Source organism: Bacillus sp. AY18-3, from assembly GCF_008042305.1.
Classification (GTDB): domain Bacteria; phylum Bacillota; class Bacilli; order Bacillales; family Bacillaceae_G; genus Bacillus_A; species Bacillus_A wiedmannii.
The window spans coordinates 85,046-107,589 of sequence record NZ_QKQR01000009.1; the positions used below are offsets into that span (position 1 = coordinate 85,046).

At 34.9% G+C, this 22,544-nt stretch carries 21 protein-coding genes; 19 read left to right on the forward strand and 2 right to left on the reverse strand.

What is annotated here, in order from left to right; translation table 11 throughout:
- The first annotated feature begins 13 nt into the window (after positions 1–13).
- The 6 genes from DM800_RS09260 (at position 14) to galU (ending at position 7,895) form a co-directional block, all read left to right on the forward strand.
- Positions 14–2,107, forward strand: a complete 2,094-nt coding sequence (locus DM800_RS09260) for a DUF6270 domain-containing protein (RefSeq protein ID WP_088064850.1) — start codon at positions 14–16, stop codon at positions 2,105–2,107.
- A gap of 105 nt (positions 2,108–2,212) precedes the next feature.
- A complete protein-coding gene (locus DM800_RS09265) occupies positions 2,213–3,220 on the forward strand; it encodes an NAD(P)H-dependent glycerol-3-phosphate dehydrogenase (protein ID WP_147786754.1) in 1,008 nt (335 codons plus the stop codon).
- Positions 3,221–3,269: 49 nt separating this feature from the next.
- Positions 3,270–4,466, forward strand: coding sequence for a CDP-glycerol glycerophosphotransferase family protein (locus DM800_RS09270; RefSeq protein WP_088064848.1), 1,197 nt, complete (start codon positions 3,270–3,272; stop codon positions 4,464–4,466).
- A gap of 5 nt (positions 4,467–4,471) precedes the next feature.
- Complete coding sequence (locus DM800_RS09275) at positions 4,472–5,275, forward strand: ABC transporter permease (protein WP_088064847.1); 804 nt, start codon at positions 4,472–4,474, stop codon at positions 5,273–5,275.
- A gap of 15 nt (positions 5,276–5,290) precedes the next feature.
- Positions 5,291–6,958: a teichoic acids export ABC transporter ATP-binding subunit TagH gene (tagH, locus tag DM800_RS09280; RefSeq protein WP_147786755.1), complete on the forward strand. Its 1,668-nt coding sequence runs from the start codon at positions 5,291–5,293 to the stop codon at positions 6,956–6,958.
- 55 nt (positions 6,959–7,013) lie between these two features.
- The gene (galU, locus tag DM800_RS09285) at positions 7,014–7,895 is read left to right on the forward strand and encodes a UTP--glucose-1-phosphate uridylyltransferase GalU (protein WP_147786756.1); all 882 of its coding nucleotides are present in this window, start codon (positions 7,014–7,016) and stop codon (positions 7,893–7,895) included.
- 58 nt (positions 7,896–7,953) lie between these two features.
- Here the strand turns inward: galU and DM800_RS09290 are convergent, their stop codons facing one another.
- Entirely contained in the window at positions 7,954–8,397 is a 444-nt protein-coding gene (locus DM800_RS09290) for an SRPBCC family protein (protein WP_147786757.1), read from the reverse strand.
- Between the two features lie 503 nt (positions 8,398–8,900).
- Here DM800_RS09290 and fabZ point away from each other — a divergent pair.
- From fabZ to DM800_RS09355, 13 genes are all read left to right on the forward strand, one after another.
- The gene (gene fabZ, locus DM800_RS09295) at positions 8,901–9,335 is read left to right on the forward strand and encodes a 3-hydroxyacyl-ACP dehydratase FabZ (protein ID WP_147786758.1); all 435 of its coding nucleotides are present in this window, start codon (positions 8,901–8,903) and stop codon (positions 9,333–9,335) included.
- 155 nt (positions 9,336–9,490) lie between these two features.
- Positions 9,491–10,402 carry a polyisoprenyl-teichoic acid--peptidoglycan teichoic acid transferase TagU gene (tagU, locus tag DM800_RS09300; protein WP_147786759.1) on the forward strand — a complete coding sequence of 304 codons (912 nt, stop codon included), beginning with the start codon at positions 9,491–9,493 and terminating at the stop codon, positions 10,400–10,402.
- A 170-nt stretch (positions 10,403–10,572) separates the two neighbouring features.
- Complete coding sequence (gene galE / locus DM800_RS09305; protein WP_088064842.1) at positions 10,573–11,565, forward strand: UDP-glucose 4-epimerase GalE; 993 nt, start codon at positions 10,573–10,575, stop codon at positions 11,563–11,565.
- A gap of 122 nt (positions 11,566–11,687) precedes the next feature.
- Positions 11,688–12,359, forward strand: coding sequence for a response regulator transcription factor (locus DM800_RS09310; protein ID WP_061679386.1), 672 nt, complete (start codon positions 11,688–11,690; stop codon positions 12,357–12,359).
- Between the two features lie 11 nt (positions 12,360–12,370).
- On the forward strand, positions 12,371–13,801 hold the full coding sequence (locus DM800_RS09315; RefSeq protein WP_098067748.1) for a HAMP domain-containing sensor histidine kinase: 1,431 nt from the start codon (positions 12,371–12,373) through the stop codon (positions 13,799–13,801).
- Positions 13,802–13,867: 66 nt separating this feature from the next.
- Positions 13,868–14,650 (forward strand): DUF3919 family protein, encoded by a 783-nt coding sequence (locus DM800_RS09320; RefSeq protein ID WP_000826638.1) that lies wholly within the window; start codon positions 13,868–13,870, stop codon positions 14,648–14,650.
- The gene (locus tag DM800_RS09325; protein WP_088608264.1) at positions 14,647–15,681 is read left to right on the forward strand and encodes an ABC transporter substrate-binding protein; all 1,035 of its coding nucleotides are present in this window, start codon (positions 14,647–14,649) and stop codon (positions 15,679–15,681) included. Before DM800_RS09320 ends, DM800_RS09325 begins: the two co-directional genes overlap by 4 nt.
- 19 nt (positions 15,682–15,700) lie before the next feature.
- Positions 15,701–17,035, forward strand: a complete 1,335-nt coding sequence (gene pgtP / locus DM800_RS09330) for an MFS transporter (protein ID WP_088608265.1) — start codon at positions 15,701–15,703, stop codon at positions 17,033–17,035.
- A 239-nt stretch (positions 17,036–17,274) separates the two neighbouring features.
- Positions 17,275–18,468 carry an efflux RND transporter periplasmic adaptor subunit gene (locus DM800_RS09335; protein WP_147786760.1) on the forward strand — a complete coding sequence of 398 codons (1,194 nt, stop codon included), beginning with the start codon at positions 17,275–17,277 and terminating at the stop codon, positions 18,466–18,468.
- A complete protein-coding gene (locus DM800_RS09340) occupies positions 18,465–19,145 on the forward strand; it encodes an ABC transporter ATP-binding protein (protein WP_098133472.1) in 681 nt (226 codons plus the stop codon). The genes DM800_RS09335 and DM800_RS09340 overlap by 4 nt, the downstream gene beginning before the upstream one ends.
- Positions 19,142–20,344 carry an ABC transporter permease gene (locus tag DM800_RS09345; protein WP_098857491.1) on the forward strand — a complete coding sequence of 401 codons (1,203 nt, stop codon included), beginning with the start codon at positions 19,142–19,144 and terminating at the stop codon, positions 20,342–20,344. Before DM800_RS09340 ends, DM800_RS09345 begins: the two co-directional genes overlap by 4 nt.
- A 127-nt stretch (positions 20,345–20,471) precedes the next feature.
- Positions 20,472–21,173, forward strand: a complete 702-nt coding sequence (yknW, locus tag DM800_RS09350; RefSeq protein ID WP_088608267.1) for a YknW family membrane protein — start codon at positions 20,472–20,474, stop codon at positions 21,171–21,173.
- 218 nt (positions 21,174–21,391) lie between these two features.
- On the forward strand, positions 21,392–21,862 hold the full coding sequence (locus tag DM800_RS09355; RefSeq protein WP_147786761.1) for a sigma-70 family RNA polymerase sigma factor: 471 nt from the start codon (positions 21,392–21,394) through the stop codon (positions 21,860–21,862).
- 55 nt (positions 21,863–21,917) lie between these two features.
- Here the strand turns inward: DM800_RS09355 and DM800_RS09360 are convergent, their stop codons facing one another.
- Complete coding sequence (locus DM800_RS09360; RefSeq protein ID WP_048542596.1) at positions 21,918–22,424, reverse strand: competence protein ComK; 507 nt, start codon at positions 22,422–22,424, stop codon at positions 21,918–21,920.
- Positions 22,425–22,544 lie beyond the last annotated feature (120 nt).

Consider the following 22,544-nt stretch of genomic DNA (forward strand, 5'->3'; position numbering starts at 1 on the left):
AGGAGATGTTAGTGTGAATGTAGTTGTAACGAATATAAATTTTAATAATGGTTGTATATACATTGATGGAAAAGCGGACTTTATTTTGGAGGAGGAAAGTTGCTTTTTCTCTATTAGAAGACGTGAAAGTGAGCATGGTATAGAGTATACGGAAAATCATTTTTTTTCAATAAAAGCTAGCGGAAAGACTTTTAGCTTTAAAAAAAATATCGATCTACTTTTTAAGGAAGCTTCCGTAGAAAATAATTTAATTTGGGACCTATTTTTAATTTGCAATGGGACATATATAAAACTAAAAACAGATAGTTTATTGGATTTTAAAGCTAAATCATATTATTTATTAGATAATAACCTTTTTAAAGCTAAACCGTATATTACGGGATATAAGGGTGTTTCAATCTATGTAATACGGAATGATATTAAGGCACTTATGCAAGATGCCGAATTTAATCAAGGGACTTTAAACGTAAGTTTCTATTTAGAGCAGTTACAGGAAGTAAATTTAGAAGAGAAAATCGTTAGTTTAATATTAAAAAAGAGAGAACAAGAATCCTTATTTGAATACTCTGAAACTAAGGTGCTAGAAACAAACGTAAATCAAGGTATTTTTAAATTTTCAATGAACATTGATCAAATGTTTAAAGATTATAAACTAAGTTCAAATATGATATGGGATGCATTCGTAAAAATTCAAGACTCTAATGGTGTAGAAATGGAGATCCCCTTACTTGATACCATAAGTAATAAGTCGAAATTTAGATATCATACGTTCAAACATAATGATTTGTTTAGAGTTAAGCCATATATTACTGGATTAGATAATTTAGCGCTTTTTATTAGAGAAAAAGAATTTATTATTGAATCATCAGATTTTAAATTTGAAAATAATACGCTTTATGTTGAAGGAGAAATTTCTTCAAAAGAGTATAATGTACTAGATTTTGATGAAAATGGTACATATGTCGTATTTAAAAAGCGTTATACAGCTAATGGAGAGCCACTCTATTTTGATGAAATAGCAAAGGGTTTAAATATTCTTAATGGTAAATTTAAAATGGACGTAAATGTTTCAGAGCTTTTAAAAAAACAAAAAATACGTCAGAAAGATGTTTGGGATATTTTTATTCGCCTAACGACTTTGGATGGTAGGATAATAGATATAGAATTAAAGCCGGAAAAACGATTAGAAAAAAATCTTTATATGTACGAAGTGATGGCAGAAAATAACGAATGGAAATTCAAACCCTATATAAATGCTAAAAAGTCATTTTCTATTTATTTTTTAGATTCGGGGAAAGTGGTAGAAGAGTCATTGAAAATCGCTGTTCTTGGTTCTTGTTTTAGCCGTAACGCATTTAATTCAGGGGAATATTTTAATCCTGGGTATAAAAAAAATTACAATTGTAACTTAACACAATTTCACTCCTCTATTGTAAGTATCATGTCAAACCCTATTCATATTGATATGGAAAGATTAGAAGGTGTCACGGATAAAAATAAAGAATTTATTCGTTGTGATTTTGAGAAAGATTTTTTTGATAAACTAAAAGAAGCTAAACCAGATTACTTAATTGTTGATTTGTATGCAGATGCAGCTAGGGATTTAATTAAATTAAATGATGAGAGTTATATTAGTGCGAGCTTGGTCCTTAGGGAAAGTCCATATTTTAAAGAATTAGGCGAATATGAGCGTATTGGTCATAGCAATAATCAATTATATTTTGAAATATGGAAGGAACATATGGAGAAGTTTGCTCGAAAAGTTAAAGAGATATTACCTGAAGAGCGTATCATTTTGAATACGGGAGGGTTCACGTATAAATATATTGATAGAGATAACAAAGTGAAAAAATTCTCTTGCCCAGAAATAATAAAAAGAAATAATTATTTTTGGGATATACTTAACGGGTGGTTCGTAAATTGTATCCCAAATTGCAAGGTTCTTGATTTAAAGGATACTAATTATATAGGGCATTATAACCATCCATTTGGAAATACCTTTTCGCATTACCAATCAGGTTATTACAAGGAATTTATGAATAGGTTGAATAAATCTATTATGCAAGATTTACAAAACAAAATTCATAATTCATTGGAAAGAGATTAAGCCAAATATATCCCTCTAAGAGTTAATTTTTAGGGGGATATATTTTTATTGCGAATTTAGCCTTTTATATAAAATATAGTGAATAATTAGTAGAGGACGGGAAAAATGGAGGAAATTACAGTTATAGGAGCCGGAAGTTGGGGAACTGCTCTATCTATGGTTCTCGCGGATAATGGACATGAAGTACGGATTTTCGGGAATAATAAGAAACAGATTCAAGAGATTAATGAGCAACATACAAATAAGGCTTACTTACCAGGGATTCAACTATCCAAAGGAATAAAAGGATACGAGTCTTTAGAAGAGGCGATGGATGGAGTCAATACAGTGTTACTGGTTGTACCAACAAAAGCAATTCGTGATGTTATAGGGAACTTGAAATCTATTGTAAAACAGCCAATAACAGTTATCCATGCGAGTAAGGGAATTGAGCCTGGATCATTTAAACGTATTTCGGAAATGATTGAAGAAGAGATGCCAAAAGAGTTAGTTGAGAGCATCGTTGTTCTTTCTGGGCCAAGTCATGCAGAAGAAGTAAGCCTTCGCCATCCTACGACGGTAACTGCAGCTTCTTACCATCTACAAGCTGCAGAGGAAATACAAAGATTATTTATGAATAATAATTTTCGAGTATATACAAATCGAGATGTGATTGGTGTTGAATTAGGGGGGGCATTGAAAAATATTATCGCTCTGGGAGCTGGTATTTCAGATGGACTTGGCTACGGAGATAATGCAAAGGCAGCCTTAATTTCACGTGGTTTAACGGAGATTACACGTTTGGGATGTGAAATGGGGGCAAACCCGCTTACTTTTGCAGGTTTAACAGGTGTTGGTGATTTGATTGTGACTTGTACGAGTATTCATAGCCGAAATTGGAGAGCAGGAAATTTACTTGGAAAAGGTCATAATTTAGATGAAGTGTTAGAAAATATGGGGATGGTTGTTGAAGGCGTACGTACAGCGGAGGCAGCATATCATTTAGCTAAAAAAGTTAATGTTGAAATGCCAATTACTAATGCGATATATAATGTTCTTTTTAATGGGAAGAACGCAAAAGAAGAAGTAGATATGCTTATGGGGAGAAACGGAAAAGGTGAGATTTTACAATAATATAATTACAGTTATGTGAGATAAATGAATTAGAAGGTGTGCAAAACAGATGGGTTTTATAAGGAAAATAAAAAATCATCGGATAGTTAAAAAGATATGTAAAGCAATCTTTTTATTTTGTAGTTATTTACCGCCAAGAAAAAAAATGATCTTGTTTGAAAGTTATTCTGGAAAACAATATAGTTGTAATCCAAGGGCCATATATGAACATATATTAAAAAATAATATGGATTTTGAAATGGTATGGAGTGTGAATAAAACATATAAGGATAGATTTGAAAAATATGGGATTCCATATGTGAAAAGGTTCTCCATTCGTTGGTTTATCGTGTTGGCACGCTCAAAGTATTGGGTGACAAATAGTAGAATGCCTTTATGGTTACCTAAACCAAAACATACGGTATATATCCAAACTTGGCATGGTACGCCATTAAAGAAATTAGCTGGTGATATGAAAGAGGTACATATGCCAGGTACAACAACTGAAAAATATAAGCATAATTTTCATCAGGAAGCGCAAAATTGGGATTACCTACTTTCGCCCAATAACTATTCTACGGACATCTTTAGAAGAGCATTCCAATTTGAAAAGGAAGTTGTAGAAGTTGGTTATCCACGTAATGATTTTTTATATCAGAGTAATAATTCTTCAGGAGTAGAGCTCTTAAAGAAAAAGAATAACTTACCGATAGATAAAAAAATTATTTTATATGCACCAACATGGAGAGATGATCAATTTTATAGTAAGGGAAAATATAAATTGGATTTACAATTAGATTTGGATCTCTTACAAAGTAAATTAGGAACCGAGTATATTATTTTATTACGTATGCATTATTTAATAGCGGAAAAATTTGATTTAGTTAAATATAAAGGGTTTGTTTATGATTTTTCTAAGCATGTCGATATTAATGAACTATATGTAATATCTGATATGTTAATTACAGATTATTCTTCAGTCTTTTTTGATTATGCAAATTTAAAACGCCCAATTATTTTCTATACGTATGATATTGATTCTTATCGAGATAAATTAAGAGGATTTTACTTTAATTTGGAGGAAGAAGCTCCTGGCCCAATTGTAAAGAATACAAGAGAAGTATTAAGAGAAATAGTAAAGTATGAATCGAATGGATTAGGAGAATTTGCAGAGAAATACGATAGTTTCTATAATAAGTATTGTTATTTAGAAGATGGTGGTGCTTCTAAACGAACTGTAAGGAAAATATTTTTCGGAGAGGCATAGTAAAGATGAAATCAATGGTCATGGTATTGAAAGAACAGATAAGCAGTTTATATTTAATTAAACGCTTATCTATTTATCAAGTGAAAACTACAAATAATAATAATTATTTAGGGCTCTTTTGGGAATTTTTGAATCCAATAATACAGATGAGTATTTATTGGTTTGTTTTCGGCTTTGGTATTAGAGGGGGACAAGGTGTTGATGGGGTCTCCTTCGTTTATTGGTTATCTGCAGGGTTAGTTGTATGGTTTTTTATAAATCCGGCAATGATGCAAGCTTCTAAATCGATTTATACGAGGCTGAACATGGTTTCAAAAATGAATTTCCCCATGAGTGTTATTCCAAGCTTTGTAATCATGTCTAATTTCTATTCGCATGTAATCCTTGTAGGAGTTATAACAATTTTATTTTTAGTAACAGGACAAGGGATTTCTATTCACTATATTCAGCTTATTTATTATATGTTTGCGACGCTGATGCTAGTATTCTCATTGTCTCTAATTACATCCACTTTAGCGACAATAGTAAGGGATACTCAAATGATTGTGCAATCAATTATGAGAATGTTATTATATTTGACTCCTATATTATGGACTCCTGAAAGATTACCAACTATTTTCCAAAAGATTATGAAATTAAATCCTTTTTGTTATATTGTTGATGGATACCGAGCGTCTTTATTAGGGACAAATTGGTTCTTTCAAGATATAAATTATACATTGTATTTTTGGGGATTTGTTTTTATTACTTTTTTAATTGGCTCAACATTACATGTGAAATTTAGAAAGCATTTTGCAGATTATCTATAATGAGGGTTGTAAAAAATGAATGAATCAGTCAGGTTTCATAATGTAACAAAAAAATACAAAATGCACAGTAAAAATTCAGATAAACTTAAGGATATCGTATATCCTGGAGGATTTGGCGAAGATTTCTATGCACTAAGAAATTTAGAGTTTGTAGCTCAAAAAGGTGATGTAATTGGTATTGTCGGGGTGAATGGATCAGGAAAATCGACGATGTCAAATTTAATTGCTGGAATTACACCTCCTACAAAAGGGAAAATTGATATTAAAGGAAAAGTTGCACTTATTGCTATTGCAGCTGGGCTGAACAATCAACTTTCCGGTAGGGAAAATATTGAATTAAAATGTTTGATGATGGGATTAAGTAAAGAAAAAATTGAGAAGTTGACACCGGAAATCATTGAATTTGCCGATATTGGAAAATTTATTGATATGCCAGTCAAGAAGTACTCAAGTGGAATGAAATCTCGTTTAGGTTTTGCTATTTCAGTAAGTATTAATCCAGACGTCCTTGTAATTGATGAGGCACTTTCAGTAGGTGATCAAACATTTGCTGATAAATGTTTGACACGTATGAATGAGTTTAAAGAACAAGGGAAAACTATCTTTTTTGTAAGTCACTCTTTGGGACAAGTGAAAAAGTTCTGTACAAAGGCTTTATGGTTAGAATATGGAGAAATTAAAGATTATGGTCCAATTCAAGAAATTATGCCGAAATATGAGAATTTCTTAAAAGAGTACAAGGCTATGAGTAAAGAAGCGCAGCAGAAGTTTAAAAAGGAATCAATGGAGAAACAGGCAGGTAAAACCTTAATAAAAAATGAAGCTGCGAAAAGTAAGAATGAAGCTCAAGCTGTAGATTATGTATCATTATTAAGAAAACAAAGCTCACATCATATAAAAAAGAAAAATGGTCCAAAGTTCTTAAGTGCCTTTATAGTATTGATGATGCTTGGCGGGATAACTTATTGGCAAAAGGATAATATTTTACATTCCTTGCAGGCGAAAGAGGTGCAGGAAAAAACGTTAGATAAGGTAGCTCCTACTAAAAAAGAGGAGAACCCGCTTGCAACTTTAGACGTCCGTTATGTAAATTCTGCAAAAGGTCGTGTTAGAAGTAAGCCGAATTTAGATGGACAGGTAGTAGGGACGATATTATTTGGAACGCCGTTTATTGTAAAAGAACAACAAAAAGAGATAGAATCAGATATTAATTGGTTAAAACTCACATTAGAAAACGGGGAAGAGGGATGGATTAGTGAATCCATAGTTAAATCAATCCCGTATAATCAAGCGATATCTTATAACAAGTTTTTAGGGGAATTAAAACAAATAGAGGGAATTACCCCAAATTTAGAAGAGTACCTTGCTTTTTTAGGAAAGACTAAAGAAGAAATAATCAATACACTAGGTAATTCACAAAATGAGGAACAGTTAGCAGCTGGAACATTAGTTCAATATAAAGATGTTGATATAGTATATAACAAACAATTGATTGTTCAGAAGATAAATATTAAAAATATGAAAATATCAAAAGAAAATTTATTTGAAACATTAGGTGAAGCGCAATTAAAAGCTGAAGACGATTCACTATTGATTTATCGATCAAATAAATTTGATTTTAACTTTTCTTTAATGGGTTCTACAATTAATACAATATCAATCTTAGATATTTCAAAGTATTAAATTTTATTACTATAATTAAATGTGTAATATTTAGATGTTTTTAGGAGGATTATCATTGAAAACAGTAAAAAAAGCTATTATCCCAGCAGCTGGACTAGGAACTCGTTTTCTACCAGCAACTAAAGCAATGCCAAAGGAAATGTTACCAATTGTTGATAAGCCAACAATTCAATACATTGTAGAAGAAGCGATTCAATCTGGAATTGAAGATATTATTATCGTAACTGGAAAAGGGAAGCGTGCTATTGAGGATCACTTTGATCATTCTTTTGAGTTGGAACAGAGCTTACTAGAAAAGGGTAAGCATGAAATCCTTAAGAAGGTGCAAGAGTCTTCCAAAATTAATATCCACTATATTCGTCAAAAAGAACCGAAAGGCTTAGGTCATGCTGTATGGTGTGCTCGTAAGTTTATTGGTAATGAGCCATTCGCTGTTTTACTGGGGGATGATATTGTACAAGCTGAAACGCCATGTTTACGCCAATTAATGGATCAATATGAGGCAACACAATCATCGGTAATCGGCGTTCAAACTGTTCCGGAAACGGAAACAGATCGCTATGGTATTATTGATCCGCTAGTACAAAATGGTCGTAGTTATCAAGTTAGTAAGTTTGTAGAAAAGCCAGCTAAAGGAACAGCGCCATCTAATTTAGCGATTATGGGACGCTATGTACTAACACCTGAGATCTTCATGTTCCTAGAGAACCAACAAACAGGAGCAGGTGGAGAGATTCAGTTGACGGATGCTATTCAGCGTTTAAATGAGATACAAAGAGTATTTGCTTATGATTTCGAAGGAAAGCGATACGACGTTGGAGAGAAGCTTGGATTTATTCAGACAACAATTGAAATGGCATTACAGCATGATGAGTTAAAGAATGAATTATTAAGCTATATGGAGAAATTATTTAAAACAGAAATGGTTAATAATTAACTTTTACAAAAAAAACATCCCGGAAATTTATTGTAAAATAAATTTCTGAGATGTTTTTTTATAACTGTTTCATTAATTTATCTGCCACTTTTTTAGAAAGGTGCTTTGTCATTTTAGGGACAAATGGTTTTATTGCGCCGTTAAAAACAAAGGCTCCTTTACCAGTTGTTCGCAATTCTAACTGACTTGTTACCTTTGTAGTAGAAGGAGAGATTGCTTCAGCATGAAAAAAGCCGCTACCAATTAATTTTTTTGTTGGAGAAGTCATCGTAAAGCTAATTTTATTAGGCATTTGCCATTCAATAATTTCAACATTTAGACTAACGTCTCGTTTAATAAATCCTAAATCACCGTGCAAACGCCAAGTCGAATGTTTGTCATCAATAACTTTATGTTTAACATAGCCTGTGACTAGTGGAGCCCAATTGTTTATATCACTAATAAATTTCCAAATTTGATCTGGTGAAGTATTTAACTCTATAGTATGTATACCTTTTGCCATTTTTGGATTCCTTTCTAAAAATAAAGGTATTTGAATAATTAGGTTAAAATCCTATATTCATTTTATTATAATATGATTATGTAAATTCTATTACAAGCGTTTTTTGCTTTTATTTTAATAATTTTTTATTAAAATTCATATTTCTAAATATCACATTTAAGAGAATGTAAGGAAAATAGAGAAATCATGAGTAATATTAGGGAATTAATACGAAAAAGGTCGAAAATTAGGTTTTAATTTCTTATTTTTGTCATATATAATGAATCTTGAATACGACATTAAGGCTTAATATATTTGATATAATTTGCCTTTCCCTAACTTGGGTATACACTCTTTTCAACCTCCGTGTCAGTGATAATACATATTGAAAAGAGTGTATACATTTTTTTATTTAGAAGAGAAATCTTGAAATCCTTTTTTATAATGACAAATGAGATTTAAAATGGGATAATGATAGTATAACTTCCGGTGGTATGACCAATCTTGTGTAAGGAGAGAAGTGTATGCTAGATATTCAACAAATTAAAGAAATAATTCCTCATCGCTATCCATTCTTACTAGTGGATAAAGTTTTAGAAGTAGAAGAAGGAAAGCGTGCTATTGGGATAAAGAATGTTACAGCTAATGAAGAATTTTTTAATGGACATTTTCCGGATTATCCTGTAATGCCAGGTGTTTTAATTGTAGAGGCTTTAGCACAAGTTGGTGCTGTTGCTATGTTGAAGAAAGAAGAGAATCGTGGTCGCTTAGCATTCTTCGCAGGCATTGATAATTGCCGTTTTAAACGACAAGTCCGTCCAGGTGACCAACTTCGTTTAGAAGTTGAAATGACACGTGTACGTGGAGCAATTGGAAAAGGAAAAGCAATTGCTACTGTAGATGGTGAAATTGTTTGTGAAACAGAAATCACGTTTGCGCTTGGTGACAAGAAAGAATAAATATATTAAGATATGTGATAGACAAATAACAATATATAATTGTTGTTTGTCTATTTTTTGTGGATTGCTATATTATTTGGTTTTATTAAGTTTTTTTTTTGTATAATAGGATTTATATGTATTGTAAGTTAGGCTTAAGAAAGAAGGTTACAATAATGAAAAAGAAAATTTTATTTTGGGTACTCGGTATTCTTGGGGTACTAATCATAGGTGGAGGAATTTATGCCTATAATGTATATTCTTCCGTATCTAATACATTAAAGGAAGTTCATCAACCTTTAAAACGTGATCAAAACAACAGTAACGTTGGAGAAAAAGTTAGCAAGAGTGAACCAGTTTCAATTTTACTACTAGGAGCAGATGAGCGCGGTGATGACAAAGGGCGTTCAGATTCTTTAATGGTGATTACATTAAATCCTAAAAATAACTCTATGAAAACAGTAAGTATTCCTCGTGATACTTACACAGAAATTGTTGGAAAAGGCAAAAGCGATAAAATCAATCATGCTTATGCATTCGGCGGAGTAGATATGTCTGTAGCGACCGTAGAAAACTTCTTGAATGTTCCTATTAATTATTATATTGAAGTGAACATGGAAGGCTTTAAAGATATCGTTGATGCAGTCGGTGGAGTAGATGTAACTAATGATTTAGAATTTACGCAGGATGGAAATCATTTTGCGAAAGGAAATATTCATTTAACAGGTGATCAAGCTCTAGCATTCACACGTATGCGTAAACAAGACCCACGTGGTGACTTTGGTCGTCAAATGCGCCAACGTCAAGTGATGCAAGGTGTTATCAAAAAAGGTGCAAGCTTCTCTTCTTTAACAGGTTATGGCGATGTGTTAACAGCAATTCAAAAGAATGTGAAGACAAACTTAACGCAAGATCAAATGTTTGATATGCAAAAGAACTATAAAGATTGCTTGAAAAATAGTGAGGATATCCAAATCCCAGGTGACGGTCACAAGGCTGCTGATGGCATTTGGTATTACTATGTTCCAGATGCAGCAAAACAAGATTTAACGAATAAATTAAAAACGCATCTTGAAGTGACTAAGTAATGATTCAACTTCTTTAGACAAAGTGCTAAAGGCCACGAAGTTTGGGCACAATATGTAACGGATTATTTCGTTGCTAAGTAATAAAGGTACACAAAAGGTATACGAGCAATCGTATACCTTTTATAATAAGAGAGTGAGTAAGAAATCCTAATATATGTAGGAGGAAGACAATGAATTCAATTCTAATCTGCGGCGGAGCTGGTTATATCGGTTCTCACGCTGTGAAAAAATTAGTAGACGAAGGTTTATCTGTAGTAGTAGTAGATAACTTACAAACTGGTCATGAGGATGCAATTACGGAAGGTGCGAAATTTTATAATGGCGACCTTCGTGATAAAGCATTTTTAAGAGATGTTTTTAAACAAGAGAATATTGAGGCGGTTATGCATTTCGCAGCTGATTCTTTAGTTGGAGTTAGTATGGAGAAGCCTCTTCAATATTATAATAACAATGTGTATGGTGCACTTTGCTTATTAGAGGTAATGGATGAGTTTAAGGTAGATAAGTTTATTTTCTCTTCTACTGCGGCGACGTATGGTGAGGTAGATGTAGACCTTATTACTGAGGAAACGATGACAAATCCAACGAATACGTATGGAGAAACGAAGTTAGCAATCGAGAAGATGCTTCATTGGTATAGCCAAGCTTCTAATTTACGTTATAAGATTTTCAGATACTTTAACGTGGCTGGTGCAACTCCAAATGGTATTATTGGGGAAGATCACCGCCCAGAGACGCATTTAATTCCTCTTGTGCTGCAAGTGGCGTTAGGTCAACGTGAGAAGATTATGATGTTTGGTGATGATTATAATACACCAGATGGTACTTGTATCCGTGATTATATTCATGTTGAAGATTTAGTGGCAGCTCACTTCTTAGGACTTAAAGACCTACAGAACGGCGGAGAGAGTGATTTCTATAACTTAGGAAATGGTAATGGTTTCAGTGTAAAAGAAATCGTTGATGCAGTTCGTGAAGTTACAAATCATGAAATTCCAGCTGAAGTAGCGCCACGTCGTGCGGGAGATCCAGCACGTTTAGTTGCTTCTTCTCAGAAAGCGAAAGAAAAGCTAGGATGGGATCCTCAGTATGTAAATGTGAAGACAATCATTGAGCATGCTTGGAATTGGCATCAGAAGCAACCTAATGGGTATTCTAAATAAAATATAATAAGTGAAAGAGAGGGTATTGTCGTTCAACATATGTTCGACAATACCCTCTCTTTTTTTATAGGATTTTTGCTATACTAAACTGTACTATAATACGGGATGGAAGGAGGAGAATAATGAAAATACTTGTAGTTGATGATGAATCGAGTATTCGTAATTTGATTCGGATGCAGTTGGAGATGGAAGGGTATGAAGTGCTCACGGCGGCTGATGGAAGAGAAGCTTTAGAGAAGTGGAATGAAGGGCCGGATGTATTAATTTTGGATGTTATGCTTCCAGATACAGATGGGTATGAGTTGCTTCGTTTGTTCCGTGAGAAGAATAGGGATATTCCAGTGCTCATGTTAACTGCAAAGAGTCAGATGAATGATAAATTGCTTGGTCTGCAGCTTGGTGCAGATGATTATGTGACGAAGCCATTTAATTATGCTGAGCTTATTCTTCGGGTCAAGAATATGACGCGGCGTGTGAAGAAGACAGAGGTAACGGTAAGTCATGAAGTGATTGGGGCTGGGGAGATAACGATCTGTCCTAAGGAAAGAAAGGTACATGTTAGTGGACAAGAAATTCAGTTAACGTACAGAGAGTTTAATTTATGTCAGTTGTTTGTTTCAAATCCGCAGCGTGTATTTATGAGAGATGAGTTACTTGAGAAAGTATGGGGGTTTGAGTATATCGGAAATACGAGAGCGGTTGATATTATGGTGCAAAGGCTGCGGAAGAAGCTAGGGAATAGCGGGGAATATATTAAGACAATTTATGGCGTTGGCTATAAACTAGATTGTTAAGTGGTGATGGTATGTCTTTAAAAAGGAATATGGTGTTTGGAATAGTGGGACTGTTAATCCCGATTTTTGTTCTTTTGTACGCAGTTGTTTATATTACGTTAGAAAAGAATATGTATCATAACGCGGCAAATTCTTTAGAGAAGTTAAGTGTAGAAGCACAAATTTATACGATGAATTATTTAGAGAAGGAAGCAGAGGTCGAGACGCTCGGCCCGAATTCACTTTTAATTGCTTCGTATTTAGCAAAGCGCATGGATGTACGTGTACAGATGATTGGGAAGAATGGAGATGTTGTTGCGGATACGCAAAAGGGAGCACTTCTGCACCGGAATATTGATATTGAGAGCTCTTTGAAGGGGAAGAAATCGTATGTTTTTGAAGAGGGAGACCCAGCTCCAATTCTTTTGTTTTCAAGCCCAGTTTATTATGGAAACGATGTCATCGGAAGTGTTCGTTTTATAAATGAGTTAACGGGTGAGAAGGAAGTTTTAACAAATGTTGGCTGGACGTTCTTAATGACGTCTCTTTGTCTAGTAGCTGCAGGTATTTTCTTTGCAATTCGTTTGGCGAAGTCTCTTCATAAGCCGATTGATCAGTTAAGACAAATGGCAAAGCGGCTTGCGAATGGTGATTATAAAAGTAAGATTGAGCTAAATGAATATGTGGAAATTGCTCAGCTTTCAGCATCTTTTAATGCGATGGCTGATGGAATTGAATTGCATATTAAGCAATTGAAAGAGGAGAAAGAGAAGCAGAAAGATTTCTTAGACCGCATTACGCATGAGCTAAAAACACCGTTAACGGCGATTATTGGCTATGTGGATTTAATTCCGAAGTTAAAGGCGAAGGAAGATGTAAAAGAGAGCCTGCGATATGTGGCTGTAGAGAGTGAGCGTTTATTATCACTTGTAGAGGAATTGCTTAAGTCTTCAAAGTACGGGAAGAGTACGTTTGAAGTGTCACCTACAGTTGTGAATGTAAAGGAATTAGCCGAAGAAGCAGTTTCAATTGTGAAACCTCGTCTGCAAAAATTTGAGATTGAAGTGATAAATGAGTTAACAGATGTACATGTTGTTGCGGATTTCGATAAGACGAAACAGATTTTCTTAAACGTGCTGGATAATGCGATAAAATATAGCGATGCTACGCAAATTCGTATGAATGTAATTGTAAATGAACGTGAGGCAAAGGTTTTTGTTCATGATGATGGCATTGGTATAGATGAAGGTGTGCTTGCAGAGTGGAATGAAGCACCAGAAGGGAAGGTACTGCCTTCTAGTTACGGGAATGGTTACGGTTTGTATATTTGTCAGGAGATTATGAATAAGCAGGGCGGAAGTATGCGAATTGAGAGTAGTGAAGAGATTGGTACTACAATATTTATTACATTTTTGCTTCCGAGACGGATGGAAGACATAAAAAACTTGAAAGCGGTTAAATGATACATTTATGAAACAATTATGCGGTATTTTCGAAACAACGTTTTTTTATCTTGGAGGTAGGCAGAAATGAAAAGGCTATCATTTCAAATTCTTATGTTTGTTCTTTGTATAATTGTTTCTCTTATTTTGTTTTATGTGATGGAGAAGCAAATATATAATCGAATCACAATAGTGAATGACAAACAAACTGTTTTACAAAGAGTGAATGAATCCCTGCCTACTGAAATGAAGGTTAGGCATGAAAAGTGGGGAGAAATTGTTATAACGGATGAAGTTCGTTTGCATACGATTGTTTCATTCTTTGACCGAATTCAAATAGAACCGAGAGAAGCTAAGAATCAAGAACAAGTATTTACTGGAGAAGTAACGTACTTGAATGGACATAAACGTACTTTTGCAGTAGGTGACTTGTTCCAGTACGGGGCTGATATGTACGGAAAGAATGGTACGGACCCAATGATTTCAGCATTTCAAACGTATTTGTTAAGCCTGTATTACACACCAGAACGTATTAGTGATTTTTTTGCGTCAGCGCAGGATGTCATAGTACGCCAAGGTGATGTAGAACGTGCGATGAATCTTACGCACATACTTGATTCGATTCGGTACGCAAAGCAAATTACAGATTACGGAGAAATACAGAAATTATTACAATCACAGAATGAACCGATTGCTTATATTACCGCTTATAAAACAGGGAAGCGTATAAAGAATGAGCGGGAAGACATTCTTACTATTTCTGTATATCCATCTTACTTTGTTGTGCAATATCTCGGCGATAATAACGGGAATGTTATGTATATGAAAAGCTCCCTCGCAAATTTATTTGTAAAGGAGAATGTGTCATGAGAAAGATAGCCTTTTTCTTCTTTTTGCTAGTAATTGGAGGAGCGATGTCTAGTTGCTCTCGAGATACAACCTCTATTAAATATAATAAAAGTGGTCTCCCTATTTTGGATGATCGTCATCTTGTTGCGTATGTAGCAGCTCGTGAGGAAGTGGGTGAAGCTTTGCTTTCATCATTTTGTAAACAACGCGGCTGTACGTATGAATTTATTCGTCTTTCGACAGAAGAGCTTCTTCGGAGGGTAGAAGAGGAAGCTGGAAATCCGAAAGCGGATATTATTATTGGCGGTACGGTAGACGCGCATCAAATGATGAAGCAAAAAAATCTATCTATTCCTGTTACGAGTCAGCATGCGAACCGTATTTCAAAAACTGTTAAAGATAAAGACGGTTATTGGTACGGTTATGAAGTGGAGAAACTGGCAATTGCAATTAATAAAGAGCGGTGGAATGAAGAAATGGCATCGCTCGGACTTCCTTATCCATCAAGGTGGCAAGATTTATTAAATCCAGTATATAAGGGAAAAATTGTGATGCCAGATCCAAATGTCTCAGGAACAGCATATACGTTTTTTCAATCACTTATTGATACTTTAGGTGAAGTGGAAGCGAAGGAATATGTGAAGAACCTTGCAGGACAAGTTGGTGAAGTAACGGTGAATGGTTACATACCAGTAGAACTTGTTGCGAGCGGTGAGTATATGATAGGCATCAATTTCATGGGAGATCAGAGAATGCTTCAAAAACGAGGCTTTCCAATTGTAAGTATTGTACCTGAGCAAACAGGGTTATCTGTTAATGCGATTTCGAAACTAAAACGTGCACCGAATGGTATTATTGCGGATTTATTTATTGATTATTGTTTATCAGAAGAAGCGGGTCACATTTTAGAAAAGGTTTCGTTTGGCGTACCAACGATGTTTGCGAAGAACGAGAAAGAAATAGAAGGACAGCCGGTTAGAAGAACAAACCAAAATATATCAAATAGCGGAATAATCGAGATATGGAATAGACAGCGTCTCTCTCAGAAGTGAGAAAAGGAGACGGAAATATATGTTTAAATGGCTCAAGCCAGCACCTACAATTGAAAGATTGCCAGCGGATATGATTGATCGAGTATACAAATTATTACGTATTCGTGTATTGATGGGAATTTCAGTTGGGTATGCTGCTTATTATTTAGTTCGTAGTAACTTTACGTTATCAAGTACGTATTTAGTACAAGAATATGGATTTAGTACAGCTGAAATTGGACTACTAGGTTCAATCATGGCAATTGTTTATGGATTTAGTAAGTTCTTTATGGGTAATTTGTCAGATAAAGCTTTCGCCCAGCGCTTTATCGCAGTCGGTTTATTCTTATCAGGGCTTGTAAATATTTGTTTCGGTTTTGCATCGTCATTTGGAATGATTGTTACACTACTTATTCTAAATGGTATTGTACAAGGTATGGGAGCACCACCTTGTAGTATCGTTATGACGAAATGGTTCTCGAAGAAAGAACGCGGTACGAAAACAGGTATTTGGAATATTTCACATAACGTTGGCGGAATGCTCGTACCACCACTTGTCGGAATTGGTGTAGCTATTTTTGGTGAAAATCATTGGCAAGGCGGCGTGTTTATTTTCCCAGCGATTATCGCAATGGTAATCTCAGTTCTTGTTTGGATTAATGCGAAGGATACACCAGAATCAGAAGGTCTTCCTCCAATTGATGAGTATCGTAATGACTATGAAAATCTTGAAAAAGCAGATAATGCTAACAAGATGTCACCAAAAGAAATTTTAATGAAGTATGTAGTGAAAAATAAATTTGTATGGTTCTTATGTATTGCAAATGCATTTGTGTATTTAATTCGTTTCGGCGTTATTAACTGGGTTCCACTTTATTTAACGACAGTTAAAGGCTTCTCAAAAAATGAAGCACACGCGGCGTACGCAATCTTTGAAGGTATGGCAATTCCAAGTTCATTAATAGTTGGTCTTTTAAGTGATAAATTATTTAAAGGAAAGCGTATGCCATTATGCATCATTAGTATGGTCGGAGTTGTTATTGGTACGTTTGTATATTGGCAAGCAACTAGCATACTTGTTGTAAGTATTGCCGTTTCTATTATCGGTTGTTTAATTTATGTACCACAGTTCTTAATCGGTTTAAGTGCAATGGAATTAGTACCGAAATTTGCAGTAGGTACGACAGTTGGTATGTGTGGTCTGTTCGGTTATGTAGGCGGAAGTCTTGTAGCAAACGCAGCAATCGGTGTTATTGTTGATCGTTCTGGCTGGGACGGTTGCTTCATCTTACTATTAACAGGTGCAATTTTATCAACAATCTTCTTGTTCATCGTTCAACGTGGGCATGAGGGGAAAAAAACTAAAGTAGCGTAATATTTTGTTTGAAAAGCTATCCAATTATCATTTTGGATGGCTTTTCTTATATTAATATAATCTTTCCTTAAATCTATCTTAAAAGATAATATGTCATATTTCTAATCATTGGAATTTTTGTTACAATATAAATGGATGTGTAAAACTTTGTAAAAAGAATGTAATAATATGTAATTATTTTTCAGAAAGTTTTATACAATTTTTATATTAAACTATTAAGTTATAAAAGGAGAGAGAATATGGTACCAAATACGGTTCGTACTCCAAACAAGAAGAAGAAATGGATTATTATCGGGGTTATTGCACTAATTGTTATTGTAGCAGCAGTTAATATTTTTGTAATGCAAGGGAAGAAGAAGGGCGCAGCAACGACAGCTGATGCTGTAAGCTTTGAGAAGGTAACGGAGCGAAAGCTTAATAATACGAAGTTAATTTCTGGTCAGGTGAAACCAGGGAATATTGAAAGTTTCTATGCGGATCCGACTAAAGGAAAAGTGAAAGATATTGCAGTGAAAGAAGGACAAGAGGTAGAGAAAGGTACGAAGTTATTCTCTTATGATAATGAAGAGATTAACTTGCAAATGAAGCAAGCTGAGCTTGATCAGAAGATGGCAGATATGCGTTATGATCAAGGAAAGAAGAAAATTGATTCGTTGAAGAAAGAAATTAAGAAGGCAAAGGATAGCGGAGCTGGGAAAGAAGTAACGGATTCGATGGACGAGCAAGTAAGTGAGTTAGAGATGGCGCAAAAGACAACTGATCTTGAGAAAGAAAAAGGGAAGTTGCAAAAAGAAGAGTTAAGTAAAAAGCAGAAAGAGCTTACGATTTATAGTAATTTTACTGGTGTCGTTCAAAAGTTAGATAAAGATGCGGCGCAAAGTTCATCTCAAGCGTTAGGTGGTCAAGGGAAAGCATTTTTACAAGTGGCGTCTAAAGATCCATTCCAAGTTCAAGGGACGTTAACTGAGCTTCAGAAGTCACAAATTCAACCAGATCAAACATTTACTGTCACTGCGAAAGCGAATAATAAGAAGAAGTGGACAGGTAAAATTACAGAGGTAAGTGAATTCCCAACGAGTGCAGAGATGGCTCAAGCTGGTGGTGTGGGTGAAGCGACTCAAAATATGTCTCAATATACATATAAAGCAAGTCTTGATAGTCAAGATGGTTTATCTCCAGGGTATCACGTTTCTCTGCAAGTAAATTTAGAGAATAAGAAGATGATTGCTGTTCCAACTAAGAGCATTGTAGAAAAAGGCGATGATGCATTTGTTTATATTGAAGAGAAAGGGAAGCTTCGTAAACAAAATGTGAAAAAAGGTTCTACTGATGGAGATTGGACAGAGATTGTTGAAGGCGCAAAAGTGGGGCAAAAGGTGGTTAAAAATCCTTCCGACGACGTGTATGACGGAATGGAAGTGAAAGAGAAATGATTACGTTAAATAATATTGCTAAAACGTATTATCAAGGAAAATTGGCAGTGCCGATTTTGCACGGTATTAGTTTAACAATTCAAAGCGGTGAGTTCGTTTCGATTATGGGACCGTCTGGTTCTGGTAAATCAACGCTTATGAATATTATCGGTTGTTTAGATCGTCCAACAGAAGGCGAATATATGCTGAATGATGTGAATATCTTAACAGCAGACGAGTCAAAGCTTGCTTTAATTCGTAATGAATATATTGGCTTTGTGTTTCAGCACTTTAATTTGCTTCCGCGTCTTTCGGCAGTCGAAAATGTTGAACTTCCGCTCGTATACGGTGGTGTGAAGAAAGCAGAGCGTCGTCAAAGGGCTCTGGAAGCGCTTGGTAAAGTCGGTTTGTCAGATAGGGTTCATCATTTGCCGAATGAATTATCAGGTGGACAGAAGCAGCGTGTAGCGATTGCAAGGTCGATTGCGAATAATCCAACGTTCATTATGGCTGATGAGCCTACTGGTGCGCTTGATACGAAGTCTGGTGAGCAAGTGATGAATATTTTCACGAAGCTTAATGCAGAAGGTACAACGATTGTTATGGTTACGCATGAAGAGGAAGTAGCAGCGTATTCTTCCCGCCGCATTGTACTGCGAGACGGGAAAATTACAGAAGATAGAAGGTGTGCGGTATGAGTTTACTAGATAGTATAAAAATTGCCCTATCTTCTATTTTAGCTCATAAACTGCGTTCAGCTCTTACGATGCTCGGTATTATTATCGGTGTTGGTTCTATTATTACTGTCGTTGCAATTGGGCAAGGCGGGGAAGCGATGCTGAAGTCGAAATTCGCAGGTTCTGGTGGTAATAACCTTATGCCAATTCAATTTAAACCAGATATGAATGATGAGTTTGCTATAGGTGGATTTGAAATACCAAAGTTAACAGAAGAGGATATTATGGAAGTAAAACAAGTGAAAGACGTTTCACATGTTATTACGACAAATTCGACAACAGAGATATTGGATGTAAATGATAAAAAAGCAAATCTGAATGTTATTGGTCTTGATAATGAATATTTTGCGGTTAATAAAGTAAAGGTCGTAAAGGGACGTACTTTAGGTGAATCAGATATTTCTCATGCAAATAACGTTGTGATGATTAGTACAAAAACAGAGGAAACGTTATTTAAGGACGTAAACCCAGTAGGACAAATTATTGAGATGAAGGGGCAGCCAATGCAAATTGTTGGTGTGTATACATCTGATAATGAGTTTATGGGATTTGAAATGGAAGAAGCGTTAATCCCCCTTACATTATGGCCTGTTTTATTTGGAACAGATGATATTCAAAATATCGCAATTCAAGCTAAAAATGTAGACGATTTAGAAGCAGCTGGGAAACAAGCTGTTGATGTGTTAAATAGTCGTAAGCCAAGTGAAATTCCAGGTAAATATGAACTGGTGAATTTAAAAGAATTACAAGAAAATGTTTCTAAAGTCACTAGCATCATGACGATGATCATTGGCGGTATTGCGGGTATTTCATTAGTCGTTGGTGGTATTGGTGTTATGAATATTATGCTCGTATCTGTAACGGAGCGTACGCGCGAAATTGGGATACGTAAAGCGCTTGGGGCAACGCGTAGTAAAATTTTATTACAATTTTTAATTGAAGCAGTCATGTTAACGCTTCTAGGTGGTTTGATTGGAATTGGTCTTGGATATGGCGGAGCATATATCGTTTCCACATTTGCGAAATGGCCACCACTCGTTTCATGGGAAGTTGTCGTTGGAGGCGTACTATTCTCTATGACACTTGGTATTATTTTCGGATTAATTCCAGCGAATAAAGCTGCGAAGTTAGATCCAATTGAAGCATTACGTTATGAATAAGTTAGTAGTGTAGTAGAGAGGGGCTCTCTACTACACATTACCGTTCTAGTGGGCGGTTCGTAGCCTCTATGTTGAGGAAGTGAACCGCCCGTTAGAACGGGTTATATAAATAGAAGGAGGCGTTATAATGGAAGCGAATTTGAATACGCAAAAAGCTGGCGGAGAGAAGCCATCATTGTTTGGAATGATGACTTCTCCTGGCTTACAGTTTGAGAGAATGAAGACGACTGAGAAAGTTTGGGGCATGTTCTTCATAGTGGCACTATTACAAGGACTTGTAGGTGGTTTAAATTCGTATATTACGTATACATCACCTGAGATGATTGAAATGCAAAAGAAATTAGGTGGTGCACTTGCAGAACAGGGCTCGCTTGTATCAAATGTAGTTTCTAGTACGATATGGGGAACAGTAGGTGTTATGATCGCAACATTCGTTGTTGCAGCTATTTATAAAGTGTTTATGATGTTCTATGGGAATGATACTTCTTATAAAAAAATAGTAATGATTATTGTATACGCGGATATTATTGTTATTATTGGTGGTCTCATTAATGGTATTATAGCTTTAATTTTAGGTGCTGCACCAACTGCGTATACAAGTTTAGGTCCGTTATTTGAGAAAGGCTCACTTGTATACGGAATCGGTAATTCAATCGAAGTGTTCTCTTTATGGAATTTAGTTTTAATTTGGTTAGGATTACAAGTTACAGCAGGATTAAGTAAAGTGAAAGCAGCTATTCCAATTATCATTTTATTCCTTATTAAGGCAGTATTCTTAGCTGCGATTGTTGTATTGATGGCAAAGTTTTTACCTGGTTTACCGGTATAATATGATTGGACTAAAAGGTGACTCTCCCAAGAGTCACCTTTTTTATTTTTACCCTTATTTCAAATACGACCAGCAGAATTTCAAATTCTACTTCGTGTAATTTAAAATTTCGGCGGTCGTATTTGAAATTACTCACAGTGAAATCGCTTCTTTATTTTTATATTGTGGAGGTACCGGCGGAATAACAAAGAGGTATACCTTTTAGAAACAGGTACTGTGTGAAGCCAGCGACTTTTACAGAGACAGTTGTTTTGTATGAAGGAATGATTGTAAATCAAATAAAGAAGCTCGGTATTTATCAAGATCATGAAGAGTATTATCAATGTGGTTTAATTGGTCTTTGGCATGCTTATGAAAGATTTGATGCGGAGAAAGGAAGTTTTCCTGCATATGCAGTTGTAACAGTGCGTGGTTATATATTGGAAAGGTTGAAGAAAGAGTCTGCCTTGCAAGAAAGGAATGTTTACGTAGGTGAATATGAGGAGATTTTTACGTTTGAAGATGTTGAAATAAGAGCAAAGGATTTTATGAGTGTATTAGATGAGAAGGAGAAGTATATTATTTTCGAACGTTTTTTTGTAGGGAAGACGATGGGGGAAATCGCTAGCGAGATGGAAATGACTTATTATCAAGTGAGGTGGGTGTATCGGCAAGCACTTGAGAAAATGCGAAATAGTTTAAGAGAATAAATATGATTATAAGAATGGAAGGCAATGGATATTGCTTTCCATTCTATTTATTCTGTTAAGGTAGTAAATGTAATAAGAGGTTTTTAAATTGTAGTGAATCTTGCATGTTCATACGTGATAATACGTATCCAGCTTTTAATAATTGTTGTTTTAACTTATGGGGACTGATATGTATTGTTGTAGTAGTGCCATTTGAAAAATGAATGTTAGCTTTTTTGCTCTTTTTGAAAAATTCTATGTCATCTATATGGTTATAAAATAGCCATATACAGTTTGGAGAAGAAGGAGATTCTGTCGGGAAAGCACAAATATATTCTCGATGATTAATTGGAATTGGGACATTTTGTTTGAATTTAAAGTTTGTTTGGACTGCATTACGTCTGCCTTGATAAGTAGAGTGAACATTGGTTAGACAAGATTGCTTGATGAGTTGGAGAGCAGTTTGACAGGAGTAAAGATGGTTCCCGCTACTGTCGATAATTTTGGTGCGATAATAAGGGTGCTTGTAAGGTTCCAGCATCATTGTAGAATTAGAAATAATAATATCATTTTCTTCATTCATAAATTTGATTCCTCCCTTATAAATAATGGTAATACCAAATATAATTATATACGAATTAAGTAAATTAATTATTAATATTCTGTTTCATATTGTAAATTTTGACTATTCGTTTACAATCAA

Coding starts and splice junctions, on each gene's coding strand:
- pgtP (WP_088608265.1), top strand. CDS start 15,701: ATGTTTAAATGGCTCAAGCCAGCACCTACAATTGAAAGATTGCCAGCG.
- DM800_RS09275 (WP_088064847.1), top strand. CDS start 4,472: ATGAAATCAATGGTCATGGTATTGAAAGAACAGATAAGCAGTTTATAT.
- tagU (WP_147786759.1), top strand. CDS start 9,491: ATGAAAAAGAAAATTTTATTTTGGGTACTCGGTATTCTTGGGGTACTA.
- DM800_RS09310 (WP_061679386.1), top strand. CDS start 11,688: ATGAAAATACTTGTAGTTGATGATGAATCGAGTATTCGTAATTTGATT.
- DM800_RS09315 (WP_098067748.1), top strand. CDS start 12,371: ATGTCTTTAAAAAGGAATATGGTGTTTGGAATAGTGGGACTGTTAATC.
- yknW (WP_088608267.1), top strand. CDS start 20,472: ATGGAAGCGAATTTGAATACGCAAAAAGCTGGCGGAGAGAAGCCATCA.
- tagH (WP_147786755.1), top strand. CDS start 5,291: ATGAATGAATCAGTCAGGTTTCATAATGTAACAAAAAAATACAAAATG.
- DM800_RS09345 (WP_098857491.1), top strand. CDS start 19,142: ATGAGTTTACTAGATAGTATAAAAATTGCCCTATCTTCTATTTTAGCT.
- DM800_RS09265 (WP_147786754.1), top strand. CDS start 2,213: ATGGAGGAAATTACAGTTATAGGAGCCGGAAGTTGGGGAACTGCTCTA.
- DM800_RS09270 (WP_088064848.1), top strand. CDS start 3,270: ATGGGTTTTATAAGGAAAATAAAAAATCATCGGATAGTTAAAAAGATA.
- DM800_RS09340 (WP_098133472.1), top strand. CDS start 18,465: ATGATTACGTTAAATAATATTGCTAAAACGTATTATCAAGGAAAATTG.
- DM800_RS09320 (WP_000826638.1), top strand. CDS start 13,868: ATGAAAAGGCTATCATTTCAAATTCTTATGTTTGTTCTTTGTATAATT.
- fabZ (WP_147786758.1), top strand. CDS start 8,901: ATGCTAGATATTCAACAAATTAAAGAAATAATTCCTCATCGCTATCCA.
- DM800_RS09290 (WP_147786757.1), bottom strand. CDS start 8,397: ATGGCAAAAGGTATACATACTATAGAGTTAAATACTTCACCAGATCAA.
- galE (WP_088064842.1), top strand. CDS start 10,573: ATGAATTCAATTCTAATCTGCGGCGGAGCTGGTTATATCGGTTCTCAC.
- DM800_RS09360 (WP_048542596.1), bottom strand. CDS start 22,424: ATGAATGAAGAAAATGATATTATTATTTCTAATTCTACAATGATGCTG.
- DM800_RS09325 (WP_088608264.1), top strand. CDS start 14,647: ATGAGAAAGATAGCCTTTTTCTTCTTTTTGCTAGTAATTGGAGGAGCG.
- DM800_RS09335 (WP_147786760.1), top strand. CDS start 17,275: ATGGTACCAAATACGGTTCGTACTCCAAACAAGAAGAAGAAATGGATT.